General features: G+C 64.0%; 15 protein-coding genes, 1 tRNA gene and 3 rRNA genes. 9 read left to right on the forward strand and 10 right to left on the reverse strand.

Annotation, left to right across the window (positions count from 1 at the left end; translation table 11 throughout):
* The first annotated feature begins 226 nt into the window (after positions 1-226).
* Complete coding sequence (locus HALXA_RS02005; protein ID WP_049895375.1) at positions 227-877, forward strand: hypothetical protein; 651 nt, start codon at positions 227-229, stop codon at positions 875-877.
* Here the strand turns inward: HALXA_RS02005 and HALXA_RS02010 are convergent, their stop codons facing one another.
* On the reverse strand, positions 878-1,468 hold the full coding sequence (locus tag HALXA_RS02010) for an NADPH-dependent FMN reductase (protein WP_013878634.1): 591 nt from the start codon (positions 1,466-1,468) through the stop codon (positions 878-880).
* Positions 1,469-1,690: 222 nt separating this feature from the next.
* Between HALXA_RS02010 and HALXA_RS02015 the strand changes: the two genes are divergently transcribed.
* Both HALXA_RS02015 and HALXA_RS02020 read left to right on the forward strand, forming a co-directional pair.
* A complete protein-coding gene (locus HALXA_RS02015) occupies positions 1,691-2,782 on the forward strand; it encodes a daunorubicin resistance protein DrrA family ABC transporter ATP-binding protein (RefSeq protein ID WP_013878635.1) in 1,092 nt (363 codons plus the stop codon).
* Entirely contained in the window at positions 2,779-3,717 is a 939-nt protein-coding gene (locus HALXA_RS02020) for an ABC transporter permease (protein WP_013878636.1), read from the forward strand. The genes HALXA_RS02015 and HALXA_RS02020 overlap by 4 nt, the downstream gene beginning before the upstream one ends.
* A gap of 18 nt (positions 3,718-3,735) precedes the next feature.
* Here HALXA_RS02020 and HALXA_RS02025 read toward each other — a convergent pair whose 3' ends face one another.
* Positions 3,736-4,671 carry an A/G-specific adenine glycosylase gene (locus tag HALXA_RS02025; RefSeq protein WP_013878637.1) on the reverse strand — a complete coding sequence of 312 codons (936 nt, stop codon included), beginning with the start codon at positions 4,669-4,671 and terminating at the stop codon, positions 3,736-3,738.
* Between the two features lie 129 nt (positions 4,672-4,800).
* On the opposite strand from HALXA_RS02025, the gene HALXA_RS02030 reads away from it, so the two are divergent.
* Both HALXA_RS02030 and HALXA_RS02035 read left to right on the forward strand, forming a co-directional pair.
* A complete protein-coding gene (locus HALXA_RS02030) occupies positions 4,801-5,658 on the forward strand; it encodes a triphosphoribosyl-dephospho-CoA synthase (protein ID WP_013878638.1) in 858 nt (285 codons plus the stop codon).
* The gene (locus tag HALXA_RS02035) at positions 5,655-6,305 is read left to right on the forward strand and encodes a DUF447 domain-containing protein (protein WP_013878639.1); all 651 of its coding nucleotides are present in this window, start codon (positions 5,655-5,657) and stop codon (positions 6,303-6,305) included. The genes HALXA_RS02030 and HALXA_RS02035 overlap by 4 nt, the downstream gene beginning before the upstream one ends.
* A 35-nt stretch (positions 6,306-6,340) precedes the next feature.
* On the opposite strand, the gene HALXA_RS02040 is transcribed toward HALXA_RS02035, so the two are convergent.
* Positions 6,341-7,339, reverse strand: a complete 999-nt coding sequence (locus HALXA_RS02040) for a phage holin family protein (RefSeq protein ID WP_013878640.1) — start codon at positions 7,337-7,339, stop codon at positions 6,341-6,343.
* Between the two features lie 273 nt (positions 7,340-7,612).
* Here HALXA_RS02040 and HALXA_RS02045 point away from each other — a divergent pair, with 273 nt between their 5' ends.
* Positions 7,613-7,804 carry a 30S ribosomal protein S17e gene (locus HALXA_RS02045; protein WP_013878641.1) on the forward strand — a complete coding sequence of 64 codons (192 nt, stop codon included), beginning with the start codon at positions 7,613-7,615 and terminating at the stop codon, positions 7,802-7,804.
* Positions 7,805-8,041: 237 nt separating this feature from the next.
* Here the strand turns inward: HALXA_RS02045 and HALXA_RS02050 are convergent, their stop codons facing one another.
* Positions 8,042-8,299, reverse strand: a complete 258-nt coding sequence (locus tag HALXA_RS02050) for a hypothetical protein (RefSeq protein WP_013878642.1) — start codon at positions 8,297-8,299, stop codon at positions 8,042-8,044.
* Positions 8,300-8,587: 288 nt separating this feature from the next.
* Here HALXA_RS02050 and asd point away from each other — a divergent pair, with 288 nt between their 5' ends.
* Together asd and HALXA_RS02060 are read left to right on the forward strand one after the other, a co-directional pair.
* Positions 8,588-9,622 carry an aspartate-semialdehyde dehydrogenase gene (gene asd, locus HALXA_RS02055; protein WP_013878643.1) on the forward strand — a complete coding sequence of 345 codons (1,035 nt, stop codon included), beginning with the start codon at positions 8,588-8,590 and terminating at the stop codon, positions 9,620-9,622.
* Positions 9,623-9,780: 158 nt separating this feature from the next.
* Positions 9,781-10,230 (forward strand): DUF7344 domain-containing protein, encoded by a 450-nt coding sequence (locus HALXA_RS02060; RefSeq protein ID WP_013878644.1) that lies wholly within the window; start codon positions 9,781-9,783, stop codon positions 10,228-10,230.
* Between the two features lie 27 nt (positions 10,231-10,257).
* Here HALXA_RS02060 and HALXA_RS02065 read toward each other — a convergent pair whose 3' ends face one another.
* Positions 10,258-10,695 carry a universal stress protein gene (locus HALXA_RS02065; RefSeq protein ID WP_013878645.1) on the reverse strand — a complete coding sequence of 146 codons (438 nt, stop codon included), beginning with the start codon at positions 10,693-10,695 and terminating at the stop codon, positions 10,258-10,260.
* 164 nt (positions 10,696-10,859) lie between these two features.
* Positions 10,860-11,867 carry a D-2-hydroxyacid dehydrogenase gene (locus tag HALXA_RS02070; protein ID WP_013878646.1) on the reverse strand — a complete coding sequence of 336 codons (1,008 nt, stop codon included), beginning with the start codon at positions 11,865-11,867 and terminating at the stop codon, positions 10,860-10,862.
* 156 nt (positions 11,868-12,023) lie between these two features.
* Between HALXA_RS02070 and HALXA_RS02075 the strand changes: the two genes are divergently transcribed.
* Positions 12,024-13,415, forward strand: a complete 1,392-nt coding sequence (locus tag HALXA_RS02075; RefSeq protein WP_013878647.1) for an NAD(P)/FAD-dependent oxidoreductase — start codon at positions 12,024-12,026, stop codon at positions 13,413-13,415.
* A 557-nt stretch (positions 13,416-13,972) separates the two neighbouring features.
* Here HALXA_RS02075 and rrf read toward each other — a convergent pair.
* From rrf to HALXA_RS02095, 4 genes are all read right to left on the reverse strand, one after another.
* Positions 13,973-14,094: ribosomal RNA gene (gene rrf / locus HALXA_RS02080) — 5S ribosomal RNA — on the reverse strand.
* A 126-nt stretch (positions 14,095-14,220) separates the two neighbouring features.
* Positions 14,221-17,137, reverse strand: a 23S ribosomal RNA gene (locus tag HALXA_RS02085).
* Between the two features lie 227 nt (positions 17,138-17,364).
* Positions 17,365-17,436, reverse strand: a tRNA-Ala gene (locus HALXA_RS02090).
* Between the two features lie 134 nt (positions 17,437-17,570).
* Positions 17,571-19,041, reverse strand: a 16S ribosomal RNA gene (locus tag HALXA_RS02095).
* Together the 16S, 23S and 5S rRNA genes with 1 tRNA gene alongside form the textbook arrangement of a ribosomal RNA operon.
* Positions 19,042-19,631: the final 590 nt, after the last annotated feature.

The following is a 19,631-nucleotide window of genomic DNA, read 5'->3' on the forward strand; positions in this document are numbered from 1 at the left end:
GAGGTGACAACAATGCTACCGAACGGGCGAGCAGCGCAGTCGACGTTCCCGATCGAACGGCGGGTCGGCGTGCTTAGAGCGTCGCCGTCAGTCACCCACCCACTCGCCGCTCGAGGCGAACTGGTCAGGTAAACGTCGTATTTCTGCCCTATAAATTCGTAAACGCTGACCGTTCGGTCCAGTAATGAGTCGCATAACGAAACCCGACGTCGCTGAGTGGCTGGGTATGAGCGTCATTCGCCAGCCCGGCGTGCTCGGGCGGACCACCCGCCAGCGCGTCGTGGGGATCACCGCAGCCCTGTCGGCCGCGGCGCTGGAAACGCTCGCCGTCGGGCTCTGGTTCGGCCTCGTCGCCGGCTCTCGGACGACTTCGACGGCACTCGCCGGTCTGGGGATCCTCTTCTGCGGCGCCCTGCTCAGGGCGAGCGTCTTCGGAGCGACGGTCAACCACCTGCAGGATCTACTCGAGCCGCGGCGCCTCGGCGCCGCGACGCTACTGACGGCGTGCTGGGTCCTCTGGCTGCTCGTTGCGGACCGCATTGGGGGGCAGGCCGGGCTCGTGCTCGCGACCGGGGCGCTCACCGTCCTGCTCACCTGCCAGTTCACGTTCGAACGGCGGGCGTTCGGGCGGCGGTCGATCCGTCACTGCTCGTTCGTGCCGATCGTCCCGGCCGCGCTGCTGGCGATCGGCGCGTCGGCGCTGCTCTCGGCCGCCTGGTTCGTCGACTGGTCGGTTACGTCGCCCCCGCTATCGGTCGAATTTGCAACGTTGATCGTCCGGATCGAGGCGGTCCAGCTCGGCGGCGTCGTCTTCGGTCTCTTCGCGTTCCTCGCCCACCAGCGCCGGTTCCAGCGACTGCTCGAGCGCTGCCCCTGACTATTTCCCCTCGGCGCCGACGTTCTGGTCGCCTTCGAAGGAATCCGGATCCGGTTCGATCGTCGCGTACTGGACCGCGCGCCGGCCGAGCGTCGCGGTTCGTTCCTCGAGACTCGGATCGACGAATTCCCCGTCCTCGAAGCCCGAGTGGGACTTCGGGATCGCGACCTCGTGGGGGAGCACCCACGCGTTCAGCGCTCGACAGACCGAGCGCAGGTGCTCGAGGGCCGTCACCGGAAACGCCCCGCCGGAGACCGCGAGGAGGCCGACGGTCTTGTCCCGGAACTCGTCGAACCCCGAGTAGTCGAGCGCGGCCTTCAGCGGCGACGAGTAGGAGCCGTGGTACATCGGCGTTCCGAGCACGATCGCGTCGGCCTCGCGGAGTCGCTCGGCGAGCAGTTCGGCGTCGCCGGCGTCCTCGCGGTCTCGATCCGGGTCGAACGTCGGCAGGTCGTACTCTCGCAAGTCGATCAGTTCGGTCGTCGCGCCGCCCTCGGCTGCGGCCTCGAGGGCGCGCTCGAGGGCGAGTCGCGTCGCGCTCGCGTCTCGGAGGCTGCCGCAGACGGCGGCGATGTGCACGTCTCTGTCCATCGTAGCCGGACCAATGCGAGCGAGGGTGAAATATACCGGTGTCGATCGGCGCCGCGGTCGCGGACCAACCGGAAGACGGTCTGTACCGTCGGGCGGAGCCGACCTGATGAGACCGGGCGATCACCCGCCGTTGAACGACGGCTACTCGCAGGGCTGGCAGCCGTCGCCAGCCCCGCGTGCTCGAGGACCACGGTTGAAGGAGTCGAACGCCGTATGAACCGTATGGGATCGAAGCGAGCGGACGGCGCCGCTCGAGGCAGCGACGACGGAACGAGCGATCAGACCGACGCCGCACCCGCCGACGCTCGGGGAGTGCCGGCGATCGACGTCGACCACCTGCAGTTGGTCTACGCCGACGGGACTGCGGCCGTCCGCGGCGTCGACCTGACCGTTCCCCAGGGCGAGTTCTTCGGCTTTCTGGGGCCGAACGGCGCGGGGAAGACGACGACGATCAAGGTGTTCGCGACGCTGCTCTCGCCGACCGACGGCGAGGTCCGCGTCAACGGGTTCGACGTGCAGTCCGCCCCCGGGAAGATACGGGAATCGATCGGCTACATGGCCCAGGAGACGAGTGTCGATCCCGAACTCACCGCCGAGGAGAACCTGCGGTTCGCCTGCGAGGCCTACGGCGTTCCCCGCGGAGAGCGAGCCGACCGCGTCGCCGAACTGCTCGACCTCGTCGAACTCGCCGACGTGGCCGACAAGCGAGCCGACGAGTTCTCCGGCGGGATGAAAAAGCGCCTCGATGCGGCGACGGCGCTGGTCCACCGACCGCCGCTCGTCTTCCTCGACGAGCCGACGACCGGGCTCGACCCAAAGGCGCGAAACCGTCTCTGGGACTACTTCCGGGACATCAACGACCGAGGGACGACCATCTTCCTGACGACCCAGTACCTGGAGGAGGCCGACCAGCTCTGCGACCGACTGGCGGTCATCCTGAACGGCGAAATCGTCGCCGACGGGAGCCCGGCGGCGCTGAAGCGCCGGGTGGGCGGCGAAGTGCTCGACCTGGAACTGGACGGCGGCCGCCCGGCGCGGGACCGGGCCGCCGAGATCGCTCGCGAGTTCGACGGCTTCGAGGACGCGACCGTGTCGGTGACCGACGAGGGCGTCAGCGTGACCGCCGAGGCGGCCCGCCAGCGCGGGACGGACCTGCTGGTCGCGCTCCGGGACGCGGGACTGACCGTCACCGGATTCAACGTCCGGTCGCCGACGCTCGACGACGTGTTCCTCGCGATCACCGGCGAGGGACTCGAGGCAAGGACGGAGGCGGACGCGGGAGCAGAGACCGCCCCCGAGGAGGTGTCGCGGTGAGTCCGCCGGACTCCGGCGGGGCGGAATCGAGGGATGCGGCGGCGACCGCCGACGTCGCCGAAACGGGCGGTCCAACCGAAACTGGACGCGGTACTGTCGACCGCACCGCGAACACGTTCCTCGGCGACGTCTGGGTGAATTTCAAGCGGTGGAATCTCAAGGCCGTCCGCAACCCGTTCGTCCTCGTGGTCTCGCTCGTCCAGCCGATCATCTTCCTCGTCCTGTTCACCGAGGTGTTCGGCAACGTCGCCGGCGACGCGGTCAACCGCGGCATTCCAGGTATCGGCTACGAGACGTACCTGGTGCCCGCGATCGCGATCCAGGTCGCCCTCGCCGCCGCGGTCACCTCCGGCATCGGGCTGGTCAACGACATCGAGAACGGGATGTTCGAGAAGGTGCTGGTCTCCCCGATGAACCGCACCGCGGTGTTCGTCGGGAAGACCGCGGCCGAAGTGTTCCGGATCGCGGTACAGGTCGCGATCATCCTCGGCCTCGGCGTCCTACTTGGCGCGGAGATTGCGACGGGACTCGCCGGCGCCCTCGGGATCGTCGCCGTCGGCGTCCTGTTCTCGCTGTGGTTCATCGCGTTCTCGAACGCTCTGGCGATCCTCACCCGCGATCAGGAGTCGACGATCATCGGCGCGAACCTCCTCCAGTTCCCGCTGTTGTTCCTCTCGAGCGCCTTCCTCCCGCTCGAGACGCTGCCCGGCTGGATCCGGACGTTCGCCCGGTTCAACCCCGTCACCTACGGCGTCGACGCCGCGCGGTCGCTCATGCTCGATCAGGACGTGATGACGGTCGTCGAGGTCGCCTGGTTCGACGGGGCGTTAAACGGCGTCGTCCCCGGCGCGCTCGTCCTCGGCGGGATCGACCTCGCGCTCGGGCTCGTCGCGGTGTACCTGCTCTCGCGGGCCTCGAGTTCGGACGTTCGGTGACCGAATCGCGGAACCGAGCTACCGCCGGAGGCGGGCTACGAACTCGTCGTCCTCGTCCCGTTCATCGGTCTCGACGAGCCCGTCGTCCTCGAGATCCGAGAGCAGCCCCTCGAGCCACTCGCGCCCGTACTCGCCGTCCGGCGCGTAGTCGACGCGGATCCGGTGGCCGAGCGCGTCGAGCTCGAGTTCGTCGTACTCCCGCAGGGTGCCGATGACGCGCCCGCGGAACTGCCGGCGGCTCCCCTCGAAGGACGGCTGCGTGGGGACGTCCGGGGCCGTGAAGTCGCCGCTGGCGTACGCGTCGCACCACTCGCGCCACGGACAGCCCGCCCCGTCGCACTTCGGCGTCTGTTCGCAGGCGACGCCGCCCAGTTCCATGATCGCGTTGTTCCAGACCCGCGAGCGGCCCTCGGGCATGAGTTCCTGCGCAGCCTCCTCGAAGGCCTCGTCGTCGTCCGGCACGTCGAACGCGCGGTAGAGAACCCGCTTGACGTTCGTATCGACAACCGCGTCGCCGTTGTTGAAGGCGAAGCTCGCGACCGCGTTCGCGGTGTAGGGACCGACGCCCATCAGCTCCTGCAGTTCGTCGGGCGTCTCCGGGAAGTCGCCGCCGTACTCCGACTCCACTTGCCGGGCCGCCTCGTGGAGGTACTTCGCCCGATTGTTGTAGCCGAGACTGTGGTCGGTCCAGAAGCCGACGACGTCCGCCCGGTCGGCGGCCGCGAGATCGGCGGTCGTCGGCCAACGCTCGAGGAACTCCTCCCAGGCCGCGACGACGCGATCGAGTTGCGTCTGCTGGCTCATCACCTCGCTGACGAGGATCTCGTAGGGGTCGTCGGTTCGGCGCCAGGGGTAGTCGCGGTGGTCGTCCTCGTACCACTCGATCAGCGCCGCGCGGACGGCCTCGCGGTCGTCGGGGAGGCGCCACGCCGAGTCCGCCGCCGTATCACTCATCGCCGGCACTTGGGCGAGCGCCGGTTTAGGGGCAGTGATCCGGGAGCGGACGCGGCATCGATCCGCGAGTCTGCGCGGCCGAACCGTAACCCTAAGCCACCGGACCTCCACGTGGCGGGTATACGACACATGCAAACGCGAACGCCAGCCCAGCACGCCCGACTGGCGCTCCTGCTCGAGGTCGCGGGCACGCCAAAGCCCGGGAACGTCGACCGCCGCCGCGACCTCGCGGACCTGCGGTTCGACCACTTCCTCGCGGGAACCGTCGGCGCCCAGCGCGGCCTCGAGATGGCGGCCGACGGCGCGGGGGTCGGCCCGGCCTTCGAACGCGCCGTCGAGGGGATGTCCGCGCAGGGCGGCGGCAACACCCAGTTCGGCGCGCTGTTGTTGCTCGTTCCGCTGACCCGCGCCGCGAGGGACGACCTCTCCCAGCCGGTCGTCGAAGCCGTCGTCGAGGACACCACCGTCGCGGACGCCGCGGCCTTCTACCGCGCGTTCGAACACGTCGACGTCTTCGTCGCCGATCCGCCGGAAGACATGGCACCGCTCGACGTCCGCCGCGGCGCCGACGCGGTGCCGGCGCTCGAGGAACGGGGGCTGACGCTGCTGGATGTGATGGCGGGGAGCGTCCCCGGCGACGACGTCGCCCGGGAGTGGGTAACGGGGTTCGAGCGCTCCTTCGGGGCAGCCGAGCGACTGGCCGAGGCCGAGGGTCCGCCGCTCGATCGGGCCGCGGCCGTCTTCCTCTCCCTGCTCGCCGAACGTCCCGACACGCTCGTCGCGGACAAACACGGTGAGGACGTGGCGCGAGAAGTCCAGGAGCGCGCCGTGGAGCTTCATGAACGCCGAGCCGTCGAGACCGACCGCGAGGCCGTCGAAGCTTTCGCGGACGACCTCGTCGACCGCGGAATCAACCCCGGCACGACCGCCGACATTACGGCGGCGGGGCTGTTCATCGCGCTCGAGCGCGGGGTGCTCGAGGTATGAGCGACGAGACGGCGGAGGGAGATGAGGAGAACGGCACATCGACAACGTGGCCCGTCGAACTAACCGGCGTCACCGAAACCGTCGTGACGACGCTCGGACCGAACGGTCGCTGGAACGCGGCTGCGCTGGGAGTGTTCGCCGGTGATAGCGACAGTAGCGGCGACTGTTCGGACAACACCGACAGTCGCGTCACCGCAACCACCTGGGGCAGGACTCGTACCCGCGGCAACTTCCACCGCGAGGGAGAGGGGTACGTCCAGTTCGTCGACGACCCCGTCGTCTTCGTCGACGCCGCGCTCTCGATCCTCGAACGCGACGACCCGATCCTCGAGTCGGCTGCCGCCTGGGTTCGGGTGGCCGTCGAGCCCATCGAACGCGGAACCGAGAACGGCACCGAGTGGGAGAAATGGGAACTGCAGCCGCTTGCGGCCACCGTCGAGCGAACGACGGTGCCGACGATCAACCGCGGGTTCGGCGCCGTCGTCGAAGCCACCGTAGCCGCGTCGCGGCTCGACGTTCCCGGCTACGACGAGGAGACGCTTCGCGACCGACTCGCGTACTACGACTCGGTCGTCGAACGCGCCGGTGGCCCGCGAGAGCGGGAAGCGCTCGAGCGCGCTCGAGCGCACTCCGACGCCGATTGGTGAAGTAGAAGTCCTCCGGACCGGACCGTCCTTCGGTATTAGTCGGCCGGCTCGGGAGTCTCGGGCGCGCCGCCGGAGCCCGACGATTCGTCGCCGAGCGGCGCGTTGTTTTCGGCCTTCGTCACGACCTCCGAAAACCGCTCAGAGTGCCCCTCGAGCCACTCCGTCGTCTCGCTGTCAGGCGTCTCGTCGCGCTGTTCGATGAGGAAGGTCGTCACGACGACCGTCTTCACCCACGGCTTGACGAGGCCGGTGTGGACGACGGCGACCATCCCGCCGACGAGCGACCACGAAATCATCTCGAGCGACGTCGGGAGGAAGTCGAGCGCAACGGACACCGGCGCCAGAAGCGTCAGCAGAACGAACGACAGAACGTACATTCCGCCGACGATCAACAGGGTCGAACCGAGGACCATTTTCCAGGTCTTGGCATACAAGACGAGCCCGTCGCGGGCCGACTGCCACCGGTTCTCGTTACGATCGACGAACATGTACGCGATGATCGCGTTATCGAGGTATCGGACCGCCAGGACGATCGACTTCTGGACGATCGAGATCAGCGTCTGCAACTGCTGCGGGATCGGGACCGGAATCATCTCCTCGATCCTCGCGACCGCCTTGTTGAACTGCTTGAGCACCGCGTCGATCACTTCACTGACGACCCACAGTGCGCTTGCGGACTCGAAGTAATCACCGACCTGCTTCACGCCGTATTTGATCTGGTTCTCCGGCACCTCGTCCTCCTCGACGATGTGTGCGATGACGGCAATATGGCCGGTTTTGACCATGTAGAGGGCGTACCTCTGTATTAACCGCCACACGTACGCGAAAGACGCCAGTGCGATCAGCATCACCAGCGCAACGATGAGCAGACTCGTGCCGCCGTCGCCCCACAGGAATCTGGCACCCAGCCACGCGACGAGGCTGAGGTAAATGATCCCGAAGAGTGCGAACACGACGCCGATACCGAACTGCAGGAGGACGTACGGGAGCGTCTTCCTGTACACGCTCGTTGCTTCCTTGAAGTGTAAGACCATCGACCCCATTTCCCGGCCTATCCTATTTAAATTCGGACACTACTGTTCGTGTTCGAACGGGCCCTGGCAAGAAAATATCCGAGCGGCGGCCGGCGTCAGTACACGACTCGCACCGAGCGGCCGGGTTCAGACTCGAGAGGGGCGCATCACGGCCGCAGACGAGACCGGGGTATCGCGAGTCCCGTGAGCCGTCGGGAGGACGGGCTCCGCGGACGAACAACCGCGGACGAACAAGAGAAAGGGATTAAGAGCCTCTGGACGGAACCTCCCCACATGGCAATCAAACCGGCCTACGTCAAGAAGACCGGGAACCTCCTCCTGGAGCGGTACCCGGACGCGTTCACGACCGACTTCGAACAGAACAAGGACAGCGTCGAGAAGCTCACGAACGTCGAATCCAAGGGCGTTCGGAACCGCATAGCGGGCTACGTGACGCGAAAGAAGGGTTCGCAGGCGACCGCGTAAGTCGGCTATTTGTCTCGTCTCGAGTTCACCAGCACCACCAGTTCGACCTCGAGCAACTGGTGAGCCGATCGTCTGTCGCTTGTCCGTTCTCACGAGCGCGGCTCGAACGCATCCGCTTCCACTAGCGGAGCTATCACCGTCTCGAGCGTGCAGCGATGAGGATAGCGAGTGCGTCGAAACCGAGCAGGAAAACGGAACGGCGAGCGAGACCGAAAGCGAGCGGCGGTCGAGAACGGATCAGTGATCGAAACCGGGTTCCATGTAGATCGCGGCGAACAGCGCGATCACGCCGAAGAACGCGGTGATCATGAGGCCGGCCATACCGGTGACGATGTTGAGTTCCGTCCCGGCGACCGGAAGCGTCCCGCCCTGATAGCCGGTCCACGCCATGAAGATCCCAAGGAGGAAGCACAGCAGGGAAACGACGGCCGCGCCGATACTAAAGGGCGTATCGAACAGCCCCGAGTCGGCCGAACTCGCGGTCGCGCTCGTCATCGGGACCACCCCGCCGATCGGCGGTCGGTGGAGGTCGAAGTCGAGATCGAGACCCGGCTGTGCCTCGAGGGGCAGTCGGCCGGCCGTCCAACGGCGGTTCCGGACTGGGCCTGTCGGTGATGCATTTGTTCGTCGGTGGCGCTCCGTTTTCTTAATTTCTTCTATACGCTCCGGTGACGGCGGCGAACGGCGCCGTCCGGAGAGTTCGGATCTCGAACCTGATATTCGATCATGGGAATGAGACGAAAACCCAAACGGTTTTGCGGACTCAACCCGGAATACGGGGAAATGGCAGTACGAGTAGGCGTACTCGGCGCAACCGGTGCCGTCGGACAACGACTGATTCAGCTTCTCGATCCCCACCCGGACTTCGAAATCGCCGCGCTGACCGCGAGCGAATCCAGTGCCGGGAAGACGTACAGACAGGCCGCCAAGTGGCGCGTCGACAGTCCCATTCCCGAAGACGTCGCGGAGATGACCGTCCGGGAGACCGATCCTGACGACGTCCCCAACGACGTCGACCTCATCTTCTCGTCGCTCCCCTCGAGCGTCGGCGCCGAGGTCGAGCCGCCGTTCTGCGAGGCCGGCTACGTCGTCTCCTCGAACTCCTCGAACGGCCGCATGGACGACGACATCCCGCTGGTCATCCCGGAGGTCAACGCCGAACACCTCGACCTGCTCGAGGTCCAGCGCGACGAGCGCGGCTGGGACGGCGCGATGGTCAAGAACCCCAACTGCTCGACGATCACCTTCGTCCCCACCCTCGCGGCCCTCGCGGAGTACGGTCTCGAGAAGGTCCACGTCTCGACGCTGCAGGCCGTCTCCGGCGCGGGCTACGACGGCGTCACCTCGATGGAGATCATCGACAACGCCATCCCCTTCATCGGCAGCGAAGAGGACAAACTCGAGACCGAGTCCCGAAAGCTGCTGGGCGACTTCGACGGCGCCGAACTCTCCCACAACAGCATGCAAGTGTCGGCCTCCTGTAACCGCATCCCGACCATCGACGGCCACCTCGAGAACGTCTGGGTCGAGACCGAGGAGGACCTGACCGCGGACGCGGTCGCCGAGGCCATGCGCGAGTACCCCTCGCTCGACCTGCGCTCCTCGCCCGACCCGCTCATCCACGTCTTCGAGGTGCCCGATCGGCCCCAGCCCCGGATGGACCGCACGCTCGGCGACGGGATGGCCATCGCCGCCGGCGGCCTCCAGGAGTCGCCCTTCGGCCTGCAGTACAACTGCCTCGCGCACAACACCATCCGCGGCGCCGCCGGCGCCAGCGTCCTGAACGGCGAACTGCTGCTCGAGAACGGCTACATCTAACGCGTTCGAGAGCCGACGCGGCCAGCCGCAGTTTCGGGGCTTTCGTCCTCTTTTGCCCGTCTTTCCCCGCCCGTCGAACCAATTCGAGTAGTCGACGCCGTCGACGACCCTGCACACTTTGGCGGCGGGCACAAGTACGAACCCACCCAACAGCAGGTATGATCCCCGTGGTTTCCGACCCCGAATCCCTGTCGACACCTGGTGCCGACGCTGACGCTGCTGTTTCCGACGGCGCCGAACTCGACGAGACAGGTGAGACGGAGTCGTTCGGCGCACTCGCCGACCCACACCGCCGCGCCGTCCTCCGATATCTGGCCGATAACGAGTCGCCGGTTGCGGTCGCCGAGCTCGCCGACCACCTGACGATCGAACGCGAGGACGACGATCCCGACACGGCGCGCTCGAGCAGCCGGATCGCCGACTGGGGCGACGCGCTCCTCGGGACGCGTCGACGCGTCCAGATCTCGCTTCGCCACGTTCACATCCCGAAGTTGGCGGACGCCGGCGCCGTCGACTTCGACATCGACGCCAACACCGTCTCCCTCCGCGACCGGGGTTCGGAACTGCTGGCTCAGACGAGGTCGCTCGAGAACGCCAACGTGGCGTAACCCGAGACCGTCGACGGTACTCTTCCGCTAGTTTTCGGACGCTTCGCGAGGCAGCGCGACGACCGGCATCGACGCCTCCTTCACCAGCCGACGAGCCACACCGCCGGTCAACAACTCGACGAAGCGGTTTCCCTCGCGCGGAACGAAGACGACGGCGTCGGCGTTCCGATCCGTCGCTTCCGCGAAGATACGGTCGACGACGTCGGTACCGTACAGGATTGCCGTCTCGACGGACGCCGGCGATTCCGCGAGCGGGTCTCGCGTGCGCTCGAATATCTCCTCGGCGTACTCCTCGCGCTGTTCCGTCGACGCCTTGTCGGGCGCTCCCCCGGCCTTCTCGATCACGTTGACGACGACGACGGTGCTCGTCGGCTCGAGGTAGGGGGCAAGCGCCGCCGCGGTCCGCTCTCCGTCGTCGGGATCGCCGACCGGGACGACGATCGTCCCGTCGAACGAGAGCGTCATCGACGATCCGCCTCCCGCATCGTCGTCTCGTCAGTCGTCGTCGATCCACGAGCGAAATCGGGTTCCGGTGTCATACCGGCGCTTGGCGGTGCGGCGTCAAAAAGGTACACGCGAGACCGGTGCCGTATCCCGGTAATCCGGTCGCAGTCGCGCACCCGCTTCGCTCAGGAACTGAAGTTAACCTGATTCTCGAGGTCCGCGTCCGACCCCGCCTCGCCGAACCGGCGGGCGTTCTCGGCGACGATATCGGCCAACCGATCGTAGTACCTCGGGGTGTGTCCGGCGTTGTGCGGCGTGATCTGGACGTTACCGAAGTTCCAGAGCGGATGGTCCTCCGGCAGGGGCTCGGGGTCGGTGACGTCCAGCGACGCCCCGCGAATCTGATTCCCGCGCAGCGCCTCGACGAGCGCATCGGTGTCGACGACCGGCCCCCGAGCGACGTTGACCAGCACCGCCTCGGGATCGATCGTCACGAACGCCTCGCGATCGACCAGCCCGCGGGTCGTTTCGGTCAGCGGGCAGGCCAGCACGAGGTAGTCCGTCCGCGCCAGTGCGTCGTGGAACGCGTCGCCCTCGAACCCGATCACGTCGTCCGTCGGTCCGCCCTTCTCGGGCGTGTAGCGGACGCCGATCGTGTCGACGCCGAAGGGCTCGAGGCGCTCGGCGACCGATCGGCCGATCGCTCCGAGACCGACGATCGTCACGGTCGACCCCTGGAGTTCGTGGGCCTGGTAGTGGCGCCACTCCCGGCGGCGCTGCCGGCGCTCCGCGACGTGGAACCGCCGGGTGAAGTGGAGGATCGCGCCCAATACGTGCTCGCCGATGTTCGGCCCGTGGACGCCCGACGCGTTCGTCACCGTCACGCCCCGCTCCTCGAGTCGATCCATCGGCAGGTGGCCGGTGCCCGCGTAGGCGCAGGCGAACACCTCGAGGTTCTCCGCGGCCTCGAGGAGATCTTCCTCGAGGGTCATGCCGGTGACGTACTCGGCGCCGCGGATCGCCTCGCGCTCCTCGGCCGGCGTTCGTGCGAGCTGTACGGTTTGGCCGGGAAGCCGCTCGCGGATCGCCGCGGCGTACTGTTCGACCGGGACGCCGTGCGTTCCCCGCCGGAGGACGAGCACGTCGGCGTCGCTACTGCGGTCACCGTCACCATCGCTGTCGCGTTCGCTCATCTCTAGATCGTGGTCTCGAGGGGAATCATCAAAAACGTTCATCTCAGATACGACGTTCTCCGGACGGCAGACCGAACGCAATCGCAAGCTGATCGAAATTCCACGTCGCCGCGAATTTCATGCGGTTTAATACGCCCCACTGAGTGCCACTGGTGTATGGAACGCGTTGATGTCGCGATCGTCGGCGGTGGCCCCGCGGGCGCGTCCGCAGCCGAGCGGGCCGCCGCCCACGGCGCCGAGACGGTGCTCTTCGAACAGGGCGTCCCGCGGGAGGACCGCGAGGACCTCGGCCCCGACTCCACCGACGCCGCCGGCATGCTCGACTACTGGATCGACATCATGGACTTCGACTACCGGGAGATCCCCGACGACGTCATCCTCCGGGAACTCGAGGGGACCGAGTTCATCGGCCCCAACAGCGCCGTCGAGATCTCGACGACGGGGATGGACGCCACCTACCCGGAGTTCGGCTACACCTTCCACCGCGCCCGGATGGACGACTGGCTCTACGAGCGCGCCGAAGACGCCGGCGCTGACCTGCGCGTCGGGACCAGCGTCACGGACCTCGAGACCGACCTCCGCGCCTCGAGTCCGAAGGGACCGACCCACACGCTGACGCTCTCGAACGGCGACCAACTCGAGGCCCAGTACGTCGTCCTCGCGGACGGCCCGCAGCGACGGATCACCCTCGACGCACTCGATCAGTTCACGGCCCCCGGCCGCAGCGTCTCGGACTACCTCTCGCCGCCTGAGGCCAACCACATCGCTTACCAGGAGTATCGGAACTTCCCCGAAGAACTGTTCGAGGAATTCGAAGACCGACTCAAATTCTGGTGGGGCTACATGCCCGGCGAAACCGCCTACCCCTGGGTCTTCCCCAACGACGGCACGGTCGCCCGCGTCGGCCTGACGATGCCCATCGGCATGGAACTCGAGGACGTCGAGAACCCCGCGGCCTACAAACTGCTCGACAGCGACGACGACCAGCTCCCCTCGGGATCGGAGTACATCCGCCGCTTGCTCGAGCGCGAGTACGGCGACGAGTACGATATCGAGGAGGACATCCCGATCGTCGAGGACCGCGGCAAATCGAAGGGCACCGAAACCTATCCGATCTCCTCGACGCGGCCGATCGACTCCCCCGTCGGCGCCAACATCGCCGTCGCCGGCGGCGCGATGGGCACAACCTCTGCCTTCCACGAGGGCGGCTACCACGTCGCCGTCCGCACCGGCAAGATCGCCGGTCGACTCGCCGGCACCGACTCGCTCGAGCACTATAACGACATCTGGAAGCGCGCTATCGGCGACGAAATCCTGCGTAACGTCGCCTTCGCGGATATCGTCGAAGACTATCAGCCCGACGACTGGGATCGGGCTTTCAACATTATCAACCAGATGCAAGGGACGAACGGTACCGACTCGCTGTTCTCTCGAACCTACTCCGCCGGATTCGACGCTACGAAACTGCTCGCGAGCTACAAGAAGCGCAAGTTCCAGTACCGCGACGGCCGATACGTCCAACTTACCGAAGACGAGTACTTCTACTAACTCCCGTTAGCAGCCGCATCCGGCTCTCTCCTTCGGTCTTCGATTCGGTCTCAGCTCTCGGTCAGTCACACTATCTTCAGCCAGTTCACTTTCGAGGACCGAAACGCTCCGTATTGAACGTGGACGAGAGCAATCACTCGCAGAAAACGTTTAAACGACGTGCAGCCCTAGCACGAGTGCGTGCCTTTGTCCCCGACCGAGTGAACCCATCCGGGTGCGATGACAGTACGGCGAACCCGGGCACGCAATATGCCGGAACGATCACATCGTTCCACCGACCGGTGATGGCTCACAGCCATCCGCCCGGCACGAGGGTTAGCCAGCTGACGCGGCACGCCGCCACGGGATGAGGCTGGACGTTAGTGTTCCGGGCGACATTTTCGGTACACGATTGAGTCGAACAGGAACAACTGTCGGATGGTGTAGTTGCACTATTGGTGTGAGTATGATAAAGTTCGAATAGCCGCTGCGCTCTGCGTATGAAAGACGAAAAGCCCCGCCGAACAACAGCAGCGCTGTCGCTCGACGAGGCTTGTTGATGCGTATGAGAGTATGAGTGGGGGCGGCGAATCGACGTTCCCAGAGGGTCGCCCACTCCAGTAATTGCCGATACGCAGGCGAGCTTATCTTCCGTGTTCGGGATGGGTACGGGAGGAACCTCGCCGCTGTGGCCGCCTAACGCCGATTCACGGAATCGAACCGTGATCATGCCAATATCGGTGGAATGACCGTCATGTACGTGTAGTCCAGTTCGCGCCTGGACCCGTTCGATGGGTCACAGATCCAAATGCGTGTCTCAGTTATGAGTGTGTGGCTTGGCCGATTAGTGCTCGCGGGCTCAACGCCTCGTTGCCTTGGCGCGTACACCCCGAGTCTATCGATCTCCTCTTGTAGGAGTGGCCTCGGTGGTTCCTCGTTTCCAGGTGGGTTTCGAGCTTAGATGCGTTCAGCTCTTACCCCGTGGTGCGTGGCTGCCCGGCACGTGCTCTTTCGAACAGCCGGTACACCAGTGGCACCCATTCGTAGTTCCTCTCGTACTATACGAACGTTCCCGTCAGGAACCGTAACACCCCCAATAGATAGCAGCCGACCTGTCTCACGACGGTCTAAACCCAGCTCACGACCTCCTTTAATAGGCGAACAACCTCACCCTTGCCCGCTTCTGCACGGGCAGGATGGAGGGAACCGACATCGAGGTAGCAAGCCACCCGGTCGATATGTGCTCTTGCGGGTGACGACTCTGTTATCCCTAAGGTAGCTTTTCTGTCAGCAATTGGCCGCATCAAGCAGCCTAATTGGTTCGCTAGACCACGCTTTCGCGTCAGCGTCCGTCGTTAGGCCGGACACTGTCAGACTTCCGTATGCTCTTGCGCTCTTCCCCGCGTCTCCGACGCGGGTGAGGAAATCTTGGGGCGCGCTCGATATCTTTTCAAGCGCGTACCGCCCCAGTCAAACTGCCCGGCTACCAGTGTCCTCCGCCAGGAGTGAGAGTCGCAGTCACCATCGGGTAGTATTTCAATGCTGCCTCGGTGGCCCGCTAGCGCGGGTACCTGTGTAATGGCTCCTACCTATGCTGCACAATGGCGACCACGTCTCAGTGACAGCCTGCAGTAAAGCTCTATAGGGTCTTCGCTTCCCCTTGGGGGTCTCCAGACTCCGCACTGGAACGTACAGTTCACCGGGCCCAACGTTGGGACAGTGACGCTCTCATTGATCCATTCATGCAAGCCGCTACTGAAGCGGCAAGGTACTACGCTACCTTAAGAGGGTCATAGTTACCCCCGCCGTTAACGGGTCCTTCGTCCCATTGTACTGGGTGTTCAGATACCCGCACTGGGCAGGATTCAGTGACCGTACGAGTCCTTGCGGATTTGCGGTCACCTATGTTGTTACTAGACAGTTGGAGCGTCCGAGTCACTGCGACCTGCCTCTTTCCGAGGCAGGCATCCCTTATTGCGAACGTACGGGACTAACTTGCCGAATTCCCTAACGTCGGTTATTCCCGACAGGCCTTGGCTTTCGCCGCCACGAGTACCTGTGTCGGATCTCGGTACGGACAGTGTGCTCGCCTTTTCACGGGCTCTGGGTTGACCTCTCTTACGTTATCCAGCCATTCGATCGCTTCGTGCCATTACGGCTTCCACGGTCTTCGACTGTTCAACTGGGCGAAAACCCAGCAGAGGCGGCCCCAAAGCGTCAGCTTTGAGTGCACACTGGCACAGGAATATTAACCTGTTTCCCTGTTGTCTGCTTCGACTTACGGGCAGACTTAGGACCGGCTAACCCTCAGCTGATCAGCATTGCTGAGGAACCCTTACTCGTTCGGCCGTCGGGGGTCTAACCCGACTAACGCTGCTACTATGACCAGGATTTTCGTTACTGAACGGTCCACACGAGTTCTCACCCGTGCTTCCACCCGAACAGAACGCCGACCTACGCGATCACCCTGTGAGGGGTGCGGCCAGGTCTCGGTGGTGGATTTGAGCCCCGATCATTTTGGGCGCCCCGAACCTCGGCCGGTAAGCTGTTACGCTTTTCTTAGAGGGTAGCTGCTTCTAAGCTCACCTCCCGGCTGTCTAGGGCTCGGGACCACCTTCGATCGCACTTAATCCACACTTTGGGACCTTAACCCGGCGCTGGGTTGTCTCCCTTATGGTACACAGGCTTACCCCGTGCACCGGACTCCCTGCGTCAAATGGCGTCTGTAGGTTCGGAGTTGGACAGGGGGGCGCACTCCTCTCGGAGTGCGGTCCCCCAATCCGTCGCTCTACCCCACAGACTACCTCGGCAGAGGTCATGCTTCGACATGTTTCGGTCGGAACCAGCTGTTTCCGGATTCGATGGGCCTTTCACCCCTAGACATAGGTCACGCGAGGGTATTGTAGGACACCAACGCTAGCAGACCTCCACGTGCCTTTCGGCACGCTTCGTCTTGCCCATGTCTAGATCATCCGGTTTCGGGTCGTGTCCGATTGACTCCCCGCGCTTGAACACGGCGGCCCTCGCAATGCTGCGGCCATGTCGGTTTCCCTACGCCTTCCCTGATAATCAGGTTAGACTCGCCAATCAGACACACTCCCTGGTTCGTTTTTCAAAACGCACGACGGAACATCGGCTTCCTCTACTTCCTACTGGTAGCTCGCGCTACGGTCGTTGTGGAGAGGACCTTGTATGCCCCGTCGTTCGATCGCCAACTGATTTCACGCCCTATTGCACCTCCCTTCGTGGGGTGCTTTTCAGCGTTCGCTCACGCTACTTGTTCGCTATCGGTCTTGAGGAGTGTTTAGTCTTTGCAGTCGATGCCTGCAATATTCACGAGGGATATCCAACCCCCGATACTCTGGAGCTGACGCGTCCGATACTCGCCTGCAGTACGGGACTGTCACCCTGTTTCGTGCTCTATTCCAAGAGACTTCTTGCAGCCTTTCGCGGAGTGGTTGTCAGTCCGAACACCACATTGCCCGAAGGCTTCGGTTTGGACTGTGTCGCGTTCACTCGCCGTTACTAACGACATCACGGTTACGTTTTCTCTTCCTGCCGATACTAAGATGTTTCAATTCTCGGCGTTCCCCATTGCGCGAAGCAATTGCGGTGGGGATTCCCATTCGGAAATCCTCAGTTCTTCCCCTCCGTGCGGGTCCCTGAGGCTTATCGCAGCTTGGCACGTCCTTCTTCAGCTCTCAAGCCGAGCGATCCACCAGCTGGCACAGTAGCCACGTTCATCGGATCGGCGTGACACCAGAGGTGTCACGTTATGTGACCCGGGAACGGGTCCAGTGGACGCCTGGACTACACGTACACACGGTCGCATCTGCAGGCCAGTAGACGGCTGGCTGCATTGACCCTTCCCACCCACGTTTGCACGGGGTGGTGCATCGGTTTGCGTTCGGATTGAATCGAAGTGGTCGGCCCCACTTAAGGGGCACGATCCTCGATTCGCTCCGAGACATGGACCCACTGGGATTCGAACCCAGGGCATCCTCCTTGCAAAGGAGGCACTCTCCCACTGAGCTATGGGCCCACCCCCTCGAAACGAGGGGAACGAGGTGTGAGCCTTGGTAGTTCAAAGGTGCCCGATCGGCCCGAACGAGTGGGACGACGAGCGCGGCGAAATGGACCGCTTGTGGGCCGGGGCAGCGCCCCGGTCCCGGTCTGTGGAGGTGATCCAGCCGCAGATTCCCCTACGGCTACCTTGTTACGACTTAAGCCCCCTTGCGAAGCCCAGATTCGACCTGGTGACCAGGCCTCATCCGGACCTCACTCGGGTGCTTTGACGGGCGGTGTGTGCAAGGAGCAGGGACGTATTCACCGCGCCCTTCTGAGGCGCGATTACTACCGAATCCAGCTTCATGCGGATGAGTTTCAATCCGCAATCCGAACTACGACCGAGTTTCGGAGATTAGCGTCGCCTTTCGGCGTTGCATCCCACTGTCTCGGCCATTGTAGCCCGCGTGTCGCCCAGCACATTCGGGGCATACTGACCTACCGTTGCCCGTTCCTTCCTCCAGTTTGGCACTGGCAGTCCTCCTAATGTACCCAACCACCACGAGGGTGTTGCTGGCAATTAGGAGTGCGGGTCTCGCTCGTTGCCTGACTTAACAGGACGCCTCACGGTACGAGCTGACGGCGGCCATGCACCTCCTCTCAGCAGGTCTGATAAGGTCATCAACCTGATCGTCACTCCTGCTGTCGATGCTGGTGAGATGTCCGGCGTTGAGTCCAATTAAACCGCAGGCTCCTCCGGTTGTAGTGCTCCCCCGCCAATTCCTTTAAGTTTCATCCTTGCGGACGTACTTCCCAGGCGGTCTGCTTCACGGCTTCCCTACGGCACAGCACAGGCTCGTAGCCTGTGCCACACCTAGCAGACATCGTTTACAGCTCGGACTACCCGGGTATCTAATCCGGTTCGTGACCCGAGCTTTCGTCCCTCACCGTCGGATCCGTCTTCCTGAGGCGCTTTCGCCACCGGTGGTCCGTCCAGGATTACGGGATTTCACTCCTACCCCGGACGTACCCCTCAGGTCTTCCGGTCCCAAGCCAAGCAGGTTCCACCGGACGCCCGCGCGTTGGGCGCGCGGATTTCCCGATGGACTTGCCTGGCCAGCTACGGACGCTTTAGGCCCAATAATAGCGGTCATCACTCGGGCTGCCGGTATTACCGCGGCGGCTGGCACCGGTCTTGCCCAGCCCTTATTCCTGTACCACCTTACGGTACAGAAAAGCGAGGACGATATGCCCTCGCAGATGGAGTCCCCTTATCGCACTGGCGTGCAGTGTAAAGGTTTCGCGCCTGCTGCGCCCCGTAGGGCCCGGTATCTTGTCTCAGATACCGTCTCCGGGCTCTTGCTCTCACAACCCGTACCGATTACTGGCACGGTGGGCCGTTACCCCACCGTCTACCTAATCGGCCGCAGCCACATCCTCTGGCGCCGGAGCATTTCACGTTCTCCCCACTCCAGGGTGAGAACGCTATTCAGGATTAGCCTCAGTTTCCCGAGGTTATCCCGATCCAGAGGGTAGTTTGGCCACGTGTTACTGAGCTATCTGCTACGAGTCTAAACTCGTGCAACTAGCATGGCTAAATCGGACTCCACTAGCAATGACCTCCGGCAGGATCAACCGGAATGTCTCTCCCCTCAAGGGGGAGGGTTGGCGGTGAATGTTGATACACACTCACACTATGGGTCCAGTTCGGCGCGCACGTCGACCCACGGCGTGGACCGGTCGAGCGTCACCGAACTACCAAGGCTCACATCAGATCCCATCTGTACGGAAGACCGCAGGGGTGGAATCCTCATCTCCTTCGGACATATTCGTAATCCGCGTAGGGTACATAACCCCTTCGGACCACGGATCGCGAATCGTCCGAGATGACGACCCGAGTTGAACGGGTCGTCGATCACTGTTGCGTTGCAATCCATCCGAATCCCCGTATACACTTAAGGGCAACGGATCGCCGCCGCGCCGGAATTCGAAGCCGGCGAGGCAATGCGCGACCGTTTGTGAACGCCCGACAGTGTATAAGGGCAACGGACGAGATTCCTGCCTCCGTGCCGGGTTCCGGCCGGAGGGAACGCGGCGCACTGCGCCACGTCGTTTGCATTCCTATCGAAGACCGGGTGGACATATAAGACCGTCGAACCAGAATCGTCTCGGAACCCGCTACCATGCCACGGTTTTCCACCGGTCAGTCACTGAATCTACACTAATAAATAC

Origin of the sequence: Halopiger xanaduensis SH-6 (genome assembly GCF_000217715.1) — an archaeon.
Classification (GTDB): Archaea; Halobacteriota; Halobacteria; order Halobacteriales; family Natrialbaceae; genus Halopiger; species Halopiger xanaduensis.

Excerpts from the sequence above, each read along its gene's own strand:
- HALXA_RS02005 (WP_049895375.1), top strand. The coding sequence starts at position 227 with ATGAGCGTCATTCGCCAGCCCGGCGTGCTCGGGCGGACCACCCGCCAG.
- HALXA_RS02010 (WP_013878634.1), bottom strand. The coding sequence starts at position 1,468 with ATGGACAGAGACGTGCACATCGCCGCCGTCTGCGGCAGCCTCCGAGAC.
- HALXA_RS02015 (WP_013878635.1), top strand. The coding sequence starts at position 1,691 with ATGGGATCGAAGCGAGCGGACGGCGCCGCTCGAGGCAGCGACGACGGA.
- HALXA_RS02025 (WP_013878637.1), bottom strand. The coding sequence starts at position 4,671 with ATGAGTGATACGGCGGCGGACTCGGCGTGGCGCCTCCCCGACGACCGC.
- HALXA_RS02030 (WP_013878638.1), top strand. The coding sequence starts at position 4,801 with ATGCAAACGCGAACGCCAGCCCAGCACGCCCGACTGGCGCTCCTGCTC.
- HALXA_RS02035 (WP_013878639.1), top strand. The coding sequence starts at position 5,655 with ATGAGCGACGAGACGGCGGAGGGAGATGAGGAGAACGGCACATCGACA.
- HALXA_RS02040 (WP_013878640.1), bottom strand. The coding sequence starts at position 7,339 with ATGGTCTTACACTTCAAGGAAGCAACGAGCGTGTACAGGAAGACGCTC.
- HALXA_RS02045 (WP_013878641.1), top strand. The coding sequence starts at position 7,613 with ATGGCAATCAAACCGGCCTACGTCAAGAAGACCGGGAACCTCCTCCTG.
- HALXA_RS02050 (WP_013878642.1), bottom strand. The coding sequence starts at position 8,299 with ATGACGAGCGCGACCGCGAGTTCGGCCGACTCGGGGCTGTTCGATACG.
- asd (WP_013878643.1), top strand. The coding sequence starts at position 8,588 with ATGGCAGTACGAGTAGGCGTACTCGGCGCAACCGGTGCCGTCGGACAA.
- HALXA_RS02060 (WP_013878644.1), top strand. The coding sequence starts at position 9,781 with ATGATCCCCGTGGTTTCCGACCCCGAATCCCTGTCGACACCTGGTGCC.
- HALXA_RS02065 (WP_013878645.1), bottom strand. The coding sequence starts at position 10,695 with ATGACGCTCTCGTTCGACGGGACGATCGTCGTCCCGGTCGGCGATCCC.
- HALXA_RS02070 (WP_013878646.1), bottom strand. The coding sequence starts at position 11,867 with ATGAGCGAACGCGACAGCGATGGTGACGGTGACCGCAGTAGCGACGCC.
- HALXA_RS02075 (WP_013878647.1), top strand. The coding sequence starts at position 12,024 with ATGGAACGCGTTGATGTCGCGATCGTCGGCGGTGGCCCCGCGGGCGCG.